This window comes from Streptomyces sp. BRA346 (genome assembly GCF_052851135.1).
This window is the reverse complement of the sequence record NZ_JAIWIH010000038.1, coordinates 66,252-79,101: the sequence shown is the minus strand read 5'-3', so window position 1 is coordinate 79,101 and position 12,850 is coordinate 66,252. Positions and strand designations below refer to the sequence as shown.

The window sequence follows — 12,850 nt, the reverse complement described above, 5'->3', positions numbered from 1 at the left end:
AAACCGCTCCGGTCCCGTGCGTTTCGGCCGCGGATACGGGAGCGGATACGGGAGACGTTGCCCACATACGACGAGGGCGCCCCCGGCCTCTTCGGCCAGGGGCGCCCTCGCAGCGCCGTTCAGCGCTTTCGTCTCTCGTTCGCCCGTCGTCAGTCAGTGGTCTGCTGACCGGACTTCTTGTCTCCCAGCATGACGAGGCCCGCGATCACCAGGAACAGAAGGATCGGGGCGACGACGAAGAGGCCCAGCGTCTCGGCGACGCTCAGGCCCGGACCCGGGTCGTCACCGTCGTCGCGGGTGAGCGCGAACGCGGGGGACGACATCAGCTGCATCGCCGTCGTCGCGGCGATGACGGCACCGGCGCGCACGGCGTTCTTTTTGACCTTGTTGCTCACACGCTCAAGCTATCGGACGCCCGTGGGTGGCGCGTGCGCGGGGTGGCCCTTAAGGCCCTTCCTGGAGTTTCTGCGCCCGGTGGACGGTCACCGGCAACGGCCGCGGCGTCGCACGCGACTGCTGGACCCGCACCCGCACCGCGTCGGCGGTCACGGCCGTGGGCAGCGCCAGGATGCGGCGCGCGCCGATGGTGGTACCGGAGGCGATGTCGCGCCAGGCCCCCGCGGTACGCGCCTGCACGGTGAACGCCTCGACCCGCTGCCCGTACCGGATGTCCTCGCCGACCCGCACCCGGTCGAACGTCACGGGGCCGTCGCCGATCGGGAGGCCGGAGCCGTACGTGTTCGCCACGGCCGTGCCGAAGGCGGTCAGCGAGGCGACGTCGGCGTCGTCGATCCGGCCGTTCTTCGCGGGCGGCACGTTGAGCAGCAGCGAGGCGTTGCGGCCCGCGCTGCGCTCGTACAGCGACATCAGCTGTGCGGCCGTCTTGGGGCGCTCGGCGGGGTGGTGGAACCAGCCGGGGCGCAGCGAGACGTCCGCCTCGGCCGGATACCACTGGAGGTACTTCACGCCGGGGGCGGTCAGCTTCGCGCGCGAGCCGATGTCGGCGTCGGTCGAGTCGTTGGGCAGCCCTCCGCCGATCACGGTCCAGGGGTCGACGGCGGACGGGGTCACCGACCACTCCGTCTCGCGGGCGACACCGCTCTCGTTGCCCACCCAGCGCACGCCCTGGGCGCCCTGGAAGACGACGCTGTCCGGGGCGAGGGCGCGGATCAGCCGGAACCAGTTGGTGACGTTGTACTTCTGCGTGACCCCGGCGCCCGACCAAGGGTTGGCGCCGTCCAGCCAGAACTCGTCGACGGGGCCGTACTGGGTGAGGATCTCGTAGATCTGGTTGAGGTAGTACGCGTCGTAGTCGTCGGCCGTGAAACGGAAGCTGGGCAGCTTGCCGGAGGCGACGTCGGCGGCGCGGTCGTCGCCGGGCACGAGGGTCGGGATGGTGCGCTCGGTGGGCGTGCTGCCGTTGCCGTACCGCCCCTGGCCCGCGGGCGCGCGGCCCGCGTCCTCCAGCGCCATGCGCTCCGGCAGCGACAGCTGCTCGCCGTTCGCCTGCTTCTCCTTGACCTTCTCCACCCACTGGGCGTGCCAGGCGTGCGGCAGCTCGGCGCCGTCGGCGGGCGACAGGTACACCCCGACCTTCAACCCCGCCGCCCGGGCCGCCTTCACGTACGCCCCGAGCACGTCCCCGTCCGGGTTCTTGCCGCCGGGGCCGCGGGTCCACCAGGGGCTGGCGGCCACGTCGTGGTCCGTGTAGCGGCTGGGGTAGAGCGTGAAGCCGTCGTGGTGCTTGGCGGTGAGCATGACCTGCCGGGCCCCGGCCGCCTTGTACGTACGCATCCACTGACCGAAGTCGAGCGCGGCGGGGTCGAACAGCTTCTCGTCCTCGGTGCCGGAGCCCCACTCGCGGTTGGTGAAGGTGTTCATGCCGAAGTGGGTGAAGGCGGTGACGTCTCGCTGCTGCCAGGCGAGCTGGCCGGGGGTGGGGACGGTGTGGACGGCCTTGTCGATGATGCGGGCGGGGGTGTCGCAGGCCTCGATGACGTGCTGTGCCGCGTCGCTGATGGGGGCCTCGCAGGTGTCCTGGGCGGCGGCTCCGCCGCCCGTGGGTATCAGTGTCGCTGCGGCGGCCATGGTGGCGAGGGCGAGGATGCGGAGCCTTCGGGCGGGTCGTCGTCCGGACATGGGTCCCCTCCGTATGCGGTTGTGTCCATGACAGCAATCCCCCACCCCGCCCCTCCCCGAAACCGGGGGCAAGCCCCCGGACCCCCCGCTTCCGGGGCTCCGCCCCGAGGGCGGGCCGGTGGCCGGGGACCAGGCGCGGCCAGCGGCCGGGCGAGGCCCAGCGGCCAGGACAGCCCGCTGGCCAGGCGCGGACGGTGCCCGGGGGCGCGGGCCGGTGGCCGCTTTGTGCCCACCCGTTCCTCCCCCAGCTACCGCTGGGAGGTGCCCCTCCGCGGAACGATTGCCCACACACCGGGGCCCTGCGGCGGAGCCCGGCACGGTACGGGGTCAGCCCCCGGTGGGAGCCCCGCCCCGTGCCCCAGGGGCTCCGTCCCTGGGGCACGGGGCGGAAACTCGGCGGGGCGCGGGCCCGAGGCCCGGCGGGTCCAGGGGCGGAGCCCCGGCGGGGGCACTTGGTGTGTGTGGGGGGCCGGGGGCCTGCCCCCGGTTTCGGGGAGGGGCGGGGTGGGGGCTAATCCGCCTCGGCTTTCGGCAGCGTTGCCATCAGGGCGTGGAGGCGGGGCGAGGCCGCCAGGGCCTCCAGGGTCATCGGCCTGCCCGCCGCGTCGGCGATCGGCAACCGCCAGTTCGGGTACTGATCCCACGTACCCGGCAGGTTCTGCGGCCGCCGGTCCCCCACCGCATCCGGGAGCCACACGCCCACCATCCGCGCGGGCGTCCGCAGCAGGAAGCGGTGGACGGCCCGGATCGCGGCCTCCTCGTCGCCCGGCCCCTCCGGCAGCAGGCCCAGCCGCCCCAGCAGCTCCGTCCACTCGGCGACCTCGGCCGCCTCCGCGGCCCGCTCGGCGGCGAGCGGGCGGGTGAGCAGGCCCAGCCGGTGGCGCAGGGCGACGTGGTCGCCCGTGAGCCGGGCCGCGGTGCTGGGGAGGTCGTGCGTGGTGGCCGTGGCCAGGCAGTCGGCGCGCCATTCCTCGGGGGCCAGGGGGCGGGCCACACGGCCGTCACCGCCGCCGTTCCAGTCGCGTTCGAACCACAGCACCGACGTCCCGAGCACGCCCCGCCCGGCCAGGGCCTCCCGTACGCCGGGTTCGACGGTCCCCAGGTCCTCCCCTATGACGACGGCCCCGGCCCGGTGGGCCTCCAGGGCGAGCACGCCGAGCATCGCGTCGGCGTCGTACCGCACGTACGTGCCCTCGGTCGGCGGGCGGCCCTCCGGGACCCACCACAGCCGGAACAGGCCCATCACGTGGTCGATGCGCAGCGCGCCCGCGTGCCGCAGCAGGCCGCGCAGCAGCTCGCGGTAGGGGGCGTAGCCGGTGGCGGCGAGGGCGTCGGGGCGCCAGGGCGGAAGGCCCCAGTCCTGGCCGCGGGAGTTGAAGGCGTCCGGGGGCGCGCCGATGGACATGCCGGTGGCGAAGACGTCCTGGAGGGCCCAGGCGTCGGCGCCGGAGGGGTGCACCCCGACGGCGAGGTCGTGCACCAGCCCGATGCCCATGCCCGCGTCGAGCGCCGCGCGCTGGGCGGCGGCGAGCTGGACGTCGGTGAGCCAGGCGAGCCAGGAGTGGAAGTCGGCACGGTCCAGGTGTTCGCCGCGGGCGCGGGCGGTGCGGGCGGAGTGCGGGTCGGCCAGGCCGTCGGGCCAGCCGCGCCAGTCGGTGCCGTAGGTCTCGGCGAGGGCGCACCACAGGGCGTGGTCCTCGAGGGCTTGGCCGCGTTCGGCGAGGAAGTCGCAGTAGGCGGCGCGGCGGCCGGGGCTGAGGGGGACGGCCCGCACCAGTTCCAGCGCTTCGCGCTTGAGGGCCCAGACCGCGTCCCGGTCGATGAGGGCGCCGTCGCGCAGGACGGACGTACGGAGCGCGGCCGCGGCCTCCAGCAGCCGGTCGGCCTGCTCGCGGGCGGCGCCGCCGAGGTGGGCGTATTCGGGCACGTTCTCGACCCGCAGGTGGACGGGGTCGGGGAAGCGGCGCGAGGAGGGGCGGTAGGGCGAGGGGTCGGTGGGGGCGGCCGGAGTGCCGGGGACCGCCGAGTGCAGCGGGTTGAGCTGGATGAATCCCGTACCGAAGGCGCGCCCGGACCAGGCGGCGAGGTCGGCCAGGTCGCCGAGGTCGCCCATGCCCCAGGAGCGGGCGGACAGCAGCGAGTAGAGCTGGACGAGGAAGCCGTGGCTGCGGGCCGGGGGCGACGGCATCCGGTCGGGGGCCACGATGAGGGCGGCGGTGGCGGTGCGGCCGTCGGGGGCGCGTGCGGTGAGGGTGTGCGCGCCCAGGGGCAGGGGCGTGTCCGCAGGCGCGCCCGGAGGCGCCCCCGTACCCGGAGGTAATAACGGGCGCGCGGCGGCCGCGGGCCCCCACCCGCGTGGCGCGCCGTCCTCGGTGCGCACGCGCAGCTCCGTGCCGTCGGGCAGGGCCTCGGCCAGGCCGTCGGGCAGGGCCTGGCGCGGCGTTCCGCCGGGGCGCAGGACCACGCAGGGGGGCAGCAGCCGGTCGCGCTGTCGGCGTTCGTGCCGGTCCAGCGCGTCTTTCACTGATCGGGGGGTGGAGGCGTCCACACCCAGCGCGGCGAGTACGGCCACGACGGTGTCCTCGGGCACCTGGACGGTGCGGCCCGGGGCGGGCTCGTAAGAGGTGGCGACACCGTGCAGCTCGGCGAGCCGCGCTCTGCCCATCAGTACTCCATCGGCTCCATGGCCGCGCCCGTGCCGGTCCCGGCGGCGGTCGGCTCACTGGTCAGGGGCAGTTCGGTGGCGAGCGGGGGCTCGCTGGTCAGGGGAACGTTGTCGGCGTGTGGGGGTTCGCTGGTGAGGGGTGCCTCGGTGGCGACACCGGACCCGAAGCCGTCCAGTCCGCACAGTCCGCAGTCGGGGTCGGAGACACCGGCGAACGGATCAGGCTCGCGCACGGCTTCGGGCACGGGTTTGGACAGGGCGGTCGGGAGAAGAGCTGACGCGGCCACACGGACCTCCGTGGGGTGTCGGCAGTGTGTCAATGACGAGCCCTACCCACTCAATCCGGCCGCAGACGTAAACGACACCCGGACGTGCCGTACGTCACACCCGCGGGACAGGCGATTTCGCGGCCGGGAGGGGTCGGGAACACAGAGCTTACGGACAGGGCCCGCCTTCATCCGTCAGACTTGCGGGGGCGACACGACGGCGCGCAGGGTGGGGCGACCCATGGGGGGCACATCCGTCGGCACCACCGCGGTCGCGGCAATGCCGACAGTTCGGTCATGCGCGTTGACACCTCACCGGCGTACTGGTGGGCTCGTCGCCAATTGGCGCCTTTTGCGGCCGATACGACGGGGCCAGCTATCTGAATCGAGGAGACGCCCGTGCACTTCCGGGGGAAGAGGCCGAGGGCAGTGGGGGCGACGGCCATGGCGGCCGCGGTCATCGGCGGATTACTCGGCGGCGCCCAGGGGGCGAGCGCCGCGCCCGTGGACGATCCCGGCACGGCCGGGGCCTCCACACCGGACCGGAACAGCACCGGAGACGTGCCGTCCGTCTGGCCGCGACCCCAGTCGCTGCGCGCACAGGGGACGGATGTGGCGATATCCGGCGAAGCCACGCTGATCGCGGACGGCGACGCCGATCCGTACGCGCTGGACGCGCTGCGCGCCCTGCTGCACGACGCGGGGGTGCGTACGGTCACCGAGGCCACCCCGGGAGGCACGCCCCCGGCGCGCGGGCTCGTGGTGCACGCCGGAGGCAAGGGCGCGGAGAGCGCGTTGCGCGCGCTGCGGGCGCCGGAGCGCGGCGACCTCCCGTCCGGCGGCTACCGGCTGGCCGGCGGCCGGGTGGACGGGCGTGCCACGGTCGCGCTGGACGGCGTCGGGCGGGACGGCCTCTTCCACGCCGTCCAGACGCTGCGCCAGCTGCTCGTCCAGCGGACCGGGCAGGACACCAAGGCCTTCGCCGGGGTCACCGTCCGCGACTGGCCCGGTACGGCGGTCCGCGGCACCACCGAGGGCTTCTACGGCTCCCCCTGGTCCCAGCGGGACCGGCTGGCCCAGCTCGACTTCATGGGCCGCACCAAGCAGAACCGCTACCTCTACGCGCCCGGCGACGACCCGTACCGCCAGGCCCGCTGGCGCGATCCGTACCCCGCGGAGCGGCGCGAGGAGTTCCGCGAGCTGGCCACCCGCGCCCGCGCCAACCACGTGACCCTCGGCTGGGCGGTCTCCCCCGGCCAGGAGATGTGCTTCTCCTCCGACAGCGACCTGAAGGCGCTGCTGAAGAAGATCGACGCCATGTGGGCGCTGGGGGTGCGCTCCTTCCAGCTCCAGTTCCAGGACGTCAGCTACAGCGAGTGGCACTGCGGCAAGGACGCCGACACCTTCGGCTCCGGCCCCGAGGCGGCCGCGAAGGCGCAGGCGAAGATGGCCAACGCGGTCGCCCGCCACCTCGCCGGGCGGCACCCGGACGCCGCCCCGCTCTCGCTGATGCCGACCGAGTACTTCCAGGACGGCGACACCGAGTTCCGGCGCGCGCTGGCCGCCGACCTCGACACCGCCGTCGAGGTGGCCTGGACCGGCGTCGGGGTGGTGCCCAGGACGATCACCGGCGGCGAGCTGGCCGACGCCCGGTCGGCTTTCGGCCACCGGCTGGTCACCATGGACAACTACCCGGTCAACGACTACGCCCAGGACCGGATCTTCCTCGGCCCCTACACCGGCCGGGACCCGGCGGTGGCCACCCAGTCCTCCGCCCTCCTGGCCAATGCCATGGAGCAGCCGACCGCGTCCCGCATCCCGCTGTTCACGGCGGCCGACTTCGCCTGGAACCCGCGCGGCTACCGCCCCCAGGAGTCCTGGCAGGCGGCCATCGACGACCTGGCAGGGCCGGACGGCAAGACCCGCGCGGCGCTGCACGCGCTCGCCGGGAACGACGCGTCCTCGGTGCTCGGCGGCGACGAGTCGGCGTATCTGCGGCCCCTGACCGAGGCCTTCTGGTCGGCGGTCGGCCGTACGGACGTGGGGCGGCTGGACCGGGCCGCGGACCGGCTGCGCGCGGCGTTCGCCACGATGCGCGACGCCCCCGAGCGGCTGTCCGGGACGCTGGGCGACGACGTACGCCCCTGGCTGGAGCAGCTCGGGCGCTACGGCGACGCGGGCGTCCAGGCCGTGGACATGCTCACCGCCCAGGCGCACGGCGACGGCGACCGGGCCTGGACCGCGCGGCTGGCGGTGGAGGGGCTGCGCGAGAAGATCGCCGACAGCCGGGTCACGGTCGGCAAGGATGTGCTGGACCCCTTCCTGAAGAAGGCGCTGGCCCAGGCGGACGACTGGTCCGGCGTGAAGCGGTCGGGCAAGGAGAAGCTCCGCACCCGCGAGGCCGACCACGCGGCCGCCGACGGCAAGGCCACCACCACGGTTGCCTCCCCCGGCAAGCCGGTCACCGTGCGTTTCGGCCGCACCCGCCCGCTGGCCTCGGTCTCCGCGCTCACCGGGCGTTCCGCGGACGGCTCGGGCACCGTCGAGGCCCATGTGCCGGGCGAGGGCTGGCGCAGGCTCGGCGCGCTGGCCGCCGACGGCTTCACCCAGGTCGGCGGCAAGGGCATCCGCGCCGACGCGGTCCGGCTGAGCTGGGCGGCGGGCACGGCTCCGTCCACCGTGCACGAGATCACCCCCTGGTTCGCCGACACCCCGGCCGCCGAGCTGCGGCTGTCGCGCCAGTCGGTGGACGCCGAGGTCGGCGGCCGGTCCGCGACCGTCCGGGCCGAGCTGACCTCCCTGCGCCCCGGCGATGTGAACGACGACCTCAAGCTGCGCGCCCCGCACGGCATCACGGCCCGGGCCCCCGAGGGGGTGACGGCCCCGCGCGGGGCGACGGCGACCGCCCGGATCGAGATTTCGGTCGACGAGGGCACCAAGCCGGGCACGTACGCCGTCCCGGTCCGCTTCGGGTCGGAGCAGCGCATGCTGACCGTCCGGGCCCTGCCGCGCACCGGCGGCCCCGACCTGGCCCGCGCGAAGGGGACGAAGGCGACCTCGTCCGGCGACGAGACGCCCGACTTCCCGGCGTCCGCGGCCATCGACGGCGACTCCGGGACCCGCTGGTCCTCCCCCGCCGAGGACGCCTGGCTCCAGCTCGAACTGGCCCGCCCGGCCCACGTCGGGCGGCTCGACCTGCGCTGGCAGGACGCGTACGCCTCGCGCTACCGGGTCCAGGTCTCGGCCGACGGACGCACCTGGCGCACGGCGGCGACCGTCACCGACGGCCAGGGCGGCCGGGAGATGGTGGGGGTGGACGCCCCGGACACCCGGTTCATCCGGATCCAGGGCATCGAGCGCGGCACCCGCTTCGGCTACTCGCTCTGGTCGGTCGCGGCGTACGCGGTGGAGGAGACCAAGGGCAAGAAGCCGAGCAGGGACTAGGGGGTGTCCGCAAAGTCCCGCCGGGCCCGCTCGCTGCGTTGTCGGGATCACCCGAGTAGACCCGCCCCCGGACTCCGTCCGGGAGGTGCCCCCGCGAGGGCGACCCTCCGCCTTGCGATCGCACGCGCCCCCGGCCACCGCCGGGAGGTGCCCCCTGACGCCGCGGGCTGATCCGACGCGACGTTGCGGACACCCCCTAGCCGGGCTGCCCCTTCGGCTCACCCGCCGAAGGGGCACCTCCCAGCAGTAGCTGGGGGAGCACCGCGCCTCAAAAATGCTTCAGCCCGGGTCTCAGGCGGTTTTACTGCCGTCGATCCGGGCCATCGCGTCGTCCGCGCCGAATGCCTCCAGGTATGGCAGCCAGCGCGGGTCCCTATGGCCGGTGCCGATGATGCGCCAGGCGAGGCCGGACGGCGGCGCGGGTTGATGACGCAGCCGCCAGCCGATCTCGGCGACGTGCCGGTCGGCTTTGACGTGGTTGCACCTGCGGCAGGCGGCGACCACGTTTTCCCAGGTGTGCTGCCCGCCACGGCTGCGCGGGATGACGTGATCGACGCTGGTTGCGACGCCACCGCAATAGGCGCATCTCCCGCCGTCGCGGGCGAACAGGGCGCGGCGGGTGAGCGGGACGGGCCCGCGAAAGGGCACCCTCACGAAGCGCTTCAGCCTGACGACGCTGGGAGCGGGGATCGCGCGGGTTGCGCTGTGCATCAGGGCGCCTGAGTCCTCGAGGCTGATGGCCTTGTCGTTGAGGACGAGAATGAGCGCGCGGCGGAGCGGTACGACGCCGAGCGGCTCGTACGACGCGTTGAGGACCAGGACATGCGGCACGGATGCCTCCTTGTACGCCGGCGGCGCGTGGCTCGCGCCGGGACGATCTCACCCAGTTTCCCCTGAACCCTGGCCGGAACGCCACTATCACTGGGTTAACGGTTGAGAGGCATTTCCGCGTACCGGCCGTATACGGCCCGCACACACTGCACACGGGGCCTTCAGAACTTCGTGGAGTGGCAAGAATCACGACCCCGGCGGACCCGGATCGATCTTGCGGCCGTCCGGACGAAGCGGAGGGCGGCGGAAACCGCGAGCTGAGGCCGCTGGGCCTGCTTTCGTGCGCCCCCCGGGCGCGCTCGCGCGCTGTCGAACACAGGAACGGCAGTTTCCCGCGCCCGGCTACTGTGTGAAGGAATTGCGCGTGCGCCCATCCGCGCGGGCATGCCGTAGACCGAAGGGTTTCCGCTGTGTTCTGGTCCGCTGCTCTGGCTGCTGACTCGACGCCTCGTCCCACGACCCCGACCTTGGACGATGCGCACAGGAGCGCCACCAACGCCGCGGGCTGGGTGGAGGAGAACTGGTCCACCTGGCTCAGCGTCGGGCTGCGCATAGCCCTGATCCTGGTGATCGCGTTCGTGCTCCGGTCCGCCGTGCGGCGGGGGATCACCAAGCTGATAGAGCGCATGAACCGCACGGCCCAGGCCGTGAACGGCACCGCGCTCGGCGGGCTGCTGGTCAACGTCGAACGGCGGCGGCAGCGGTCCGCGGCCATCGGCTCGGTGCTGCGCTCGGTCGCCTCGTTCGTGATCATGGGAACCGCGGGGCTGATGATCCTCTCCGCCCTCCAGATCAACCTGGCGCCGCTGCTCGCGAGCGCCGGTGTGGCGGGTGTGGCGATCGGTTTCGGCGCCCGCAACCTGGTCACCGACTTCCTCTCCGGCGTCTTCATGATCCTCGAGGACCAGTACGGGGTGGGCGACTCGATCGACGCGGGGGTGGCCTCCGGCGAGGTGATCGAGGTCGGCCTGCGGGTCACCAAGCTGCGCGGGGACAACGGGGAGATCTGGTACGTCCGCAATGGCGAGGTCAAGCGGATCGGCAACCTCAGCCAGGGCTGGGCGACGGCCGGGGTGGACGTCCAGATCCGCTCCGACGAGGACCTGGACCGGGTCCGCGAGGTGATCAACCAGGTCGGCGTGGACATGGGCAAGGACGAGCCGTGGAACGAGCGGCTGTGGGAGCCGATCGAGGTGCTGGGGCTCACCGCGGTCTACCTCGACTCCATGGTCGTCCAGGTCTCGGCGCGGACCATGCCGGGCAAGGCGCTCGGCGTCGAGCGCGAGCTGCGCTGGCGGATCAAGAAGGCACTGGACGAGGCGGGCATCCAGCTGGTCGGCCACCCGCCCGAGGCGAACCTGGCGACCGAGGCGGCCGACGGGTCGGCGGGCGTGAACGCGCCGTCCGCGCTGGCCAACCCGGACTCGCCGCAGTCCGCGGCGGCCAGCCCCCTCTCGCCGCCGCCCGCCGCGTCACCGCCCGCCCCCACGAAGTGACGGGAGCGGGCGGCAGCTGAAGGGCGTGCGGCTCAGCGCCGGTGCGCGCCGAACGACGCCAGGTACCCGGCGGCCGGGGTGCCCACCCCGGTTACGTCGTCGTAGCCCACGACCGCGCTCAGCGAGCTGTCGCGGCCGAGGCTGCGCAGCGAGGTGACCAGGCCGTCCGAGGCGTCGTGGCCGTTGACGGTGAGTCCGGAGCCCCGCAGCCAGCCGGTCACGGCGTCGGTCTGCTGCCGGGTCGGCCCGAACCGCGCCCGGGTCTGCCGCGCCGTCAGATACCGGCCTCAGGCGGGCGAGGAGGGTCGGACACGGCGGCGGCGTAGTCGGCGAGCCCCTTGGCATCCCGTCCGGCGAGGTAGACGCGCGCGGTGACCTTACCGCTGTCGGCGGCGGCACCCCGGTCCGAACTCGCCGTGGCCCAGGCGGGTTTGGTCGCGCTCAGGGTGTCCCGCCCGGACGGTGCGGAGTCGGCCCGGTCGGCGGGTAGCCCACGGTCAGCGGCAGCGCCGTGGCCATCACCAAGGCCATGCGCATCCGAAAGAAGACGGCCCGAAAGAAGACGATCTCACTTGGCCCCCTGTGATCCATGACGTCGTCAGGCCTCTTTCGATGACTTGTCCATGCCAGGACTATGGCTTCGCCAAGAAGACGCCAAATCCGGACGCCCACCCCCATTGACGCCGCCCCGGAAGCGCCCTACCTTCCTCTTCATCAATAGGAAAGTTTCTTAACAGAGTGAGGCGGGGCACCACCATGGCCGCACCACCCCCCGGCAACACCACCCCCAACGGCGCCCCCGGGACCCCCCGGGTCCTGCGCGCCATGAACGACCGGGCCGCGCTGGACCTGCTGGCCGCGCACGGCCCGCTCACCCGGACCCGGCTCGGGGAACTGACCGGGCTGTCCAAGCCGACCGCCTCGCAACTGCTGACCCGCCTGGAGTCCGCCGGGCTGGTCCGGCCGACCGGCAACGTGACCGGGCGGCCCGGGCCCAGCGCCCAGCTGTACGAGATCAACCCGACCGCAGCCCATGTCGCGGCGCTCGCCGTCGACCAGGAGGGCATCAGCGCCGCCATCGCCGACATCACCGGCCAGGTGGTCGGCGAGCACCGGGTGACCGCCCCCACCACCGACGAGTCCCTGACCGGCCGCACCGCGGAGCTGGTGGCCGAGGCCGTCGACGGCGCCCTGTCCGCGGCCGGGCTCGACCGGGCAGACCTGCACGGGACCGTCATCGGCACCCCCGGCGCCCTCGACCCGCGCACCGGAACCCTGCGCTACGCACCGCATCTGCCCGGCTGGCAGTCGCGCGCGCTGCGGGACGAGCTGGCCGAAGTGCTGCACACCCCGATCGTCATCGAGAACGACGTCAATCTGGCGGCCGTCGCCGAACAGCACCACGGCACCGCCCAGGACTTCGACGACTTCGCCCTCGTCTGGGCCGACGAGGGCGTCGGCGCGGCCATCGTGCTCGGCGGCACGCTGCTGCGCGGGGCCACCGGCGGAGCCGGGGAGATCGGCTACATGCCGCTGCCGGGGGCGCCGCTCGCCCGCGGCGGGCCGGACGCCGCGGCCGCGCCGGACGGGGGCGGCGGGTTCCAGAAGCTGGTCGGCTGCCCCGCCGTCGTGGAACTGGCCAGGGAGCACGGCATCGAGGCGCCCACGGCCGCCAAGGCGCTCACCGCCGCGCTGCGCACCCCGGGGGCGGGCGACGCGGTGCTGACCGAGCTGGCCCGGCGGCTGGCCACCGGGCTCGCCTCCGTCGTCGCGGTGGTCGACCCGGAGCTGGTGGTGCTGTCGGGGGAGGTCGCGCAGGCCGGTGGGGAGCGGCTGCGCGAGCTGGTCGAGACCGAGCTGACGGGGCTGGCCCTGCCCCGGCCGGAATTGCGGATCAGCGATATCGAGGGGGATCCGATACTCATCGGCGCGCTGCGTCAGGCGGTCGCCGATGCCCGTAACACCGTTTTCGACACTGCCTGAGTTTCGATACCGCCCGAGCTCCTGTC

Annotated in this window: 9 protein-coding genes; 3 read left to right on the top strand and 6 right to left on the bottom strand. The window is 73.8% G+C overall.

Annotated elements, in window-relative coordinates; all coding sequences use genetic code 11:
• Nucleotides 1-149: 149 nt before the first annotated feature.
• The 4 genes from LCH29_RS34630 to LCH29_RS34615 form a co-directional block, all read right to left on the bottom strand.
• A complete protein-coding gene (locus LCH29_RS34630) occupies nucleotides 150-395 on the bottom strand; it encodes a hypothetical protein (RefSeq protein WP_009717902.1) in 246 nt (81 codons plus the stop codon).
• A gap of 49 nt (nucleotides 396-444) precedes the next feature.
• A complete protein-coding gene (locus tag LCH29_RS34625) occupies nucleotides 445-2,139 on the bottom strand; it encodes an alpha-L-fucosidase (RefSeq protein ID WP_446465647.1) in 1,695 nt (564 codons plus the stop codon).
• Between the two features lie 511 nt (nucleotides 2,140-2,650).
• Nucleotides 2,651-4,804, bottom strand: coding sequence for a 4-alpha-glucanotransferase (malQ, locus tag LCH29_RS34620; RefSeq protein WP_446465646.1), 2,154 nt, complete (start codon nucleotides 4,802-4,804; stop codon nucleotides 2,651-2,653).
• Nucleotides 4,804-5,091, bottom strand: coding sequence for a hypothetical protein (locus LCH29_RS34615; RefSeq protein WP_446465645.1), 288 nt, complete (start codon nucleotides 5,089-5,091; stop codon nucleotides 4,804-4,806). The genes malQ and LCH29_RS34615 overlap by 1 nt, the downstream gene beginning before the upstream one ends.
• A gap of 423 nt (nucleotides 5,092-5,514) precedes the next feature.
• Here LCH29_RS34615 and LCH29_RS34610 point away from each other — a divergent pair, with 423 nt between their 5' ends.
• Entirely contained in the window at nucleotides 5,515-8,514 is a 3,000-nt protein-coding gene (locus tag LCH29_RS34610) for a beta-N-acetylglucosaminidase domain-containing protein (RefSeq protein ID WP_446465750.1), read from the top strand.
• Between the two features lie 291 nt (nucleotides 8,515-8,805).
• On the opposite strand, the gene LCH29_RS34605 is transcribed toward LCH29_RS34610, so the two are convergent.
• Complete coding sequence (locus tag LCH29_RS34605; RefSeq protein WP_009717897.1) at nucleotides 8,806-9,345, bottom strand: HNH endonuclease; 540 nt, start codon at nucleotides 9,343-9,345, stop codon at nucleotides 8,806-8,808.
• Between the two features lie 410 nt (nucleotides 9,346-9,755).
• On the opposite strand from LCH29_RS34605, the gene LCH29_RS34600 reads away from it, so the two are divergent.
• Nucleotides 9,756-10,841 (top strand): mechanosensitive ion channel family protein, encoded by a 1,086-nt coding sequence (locus tag LCH29_RS34600; RefSeq protein WP_446465644.1) that lies wholly within the window; start codon nucleotides 9,756-9,758, stop codon nucleotides 10,839-10,841.
• A gap of 32 nt (nucleotides 10,842-10,873) precedes the next feature.
• On the opposite strand, the gene LCH29_RS34595 is transcribed toward LCH29_RS34600, so the two are convergent.
• Nucleotides 10,874-11,119: a protease pro-enzyme activation domain-containing protein gene (locus tag LCH29_RS34595; RefSeq protein ID WP_446465749.1), complete on the bottom strand. Its 246-nt coding sequence runs from the start codon at nucleotides 11,117-11,119 to the stop codon at nucleotides 10,874-10,876.
• 478 nt (nucleotides 11,120-11,597) lie between these two features.
• Between LCH29_RS34595 and LCH29_RS34590 the strand changes: the two genes are divergently transcribed.
• On the top strand, nucleotides 11,598-12,824 hold the full coding sequence (locus LCH29_RS34590; RefSeq protein WP_446465643.1) for an ROK family transcriptional regulator: 1,227 nt from the start codon (nucleotides 11,598-11,600) through the stop codon (nucleotides 12,822-12,824).
• The last annotated feature ends 26 nt before the right edge of the window (nucleotides 12,825-12,850 follow it).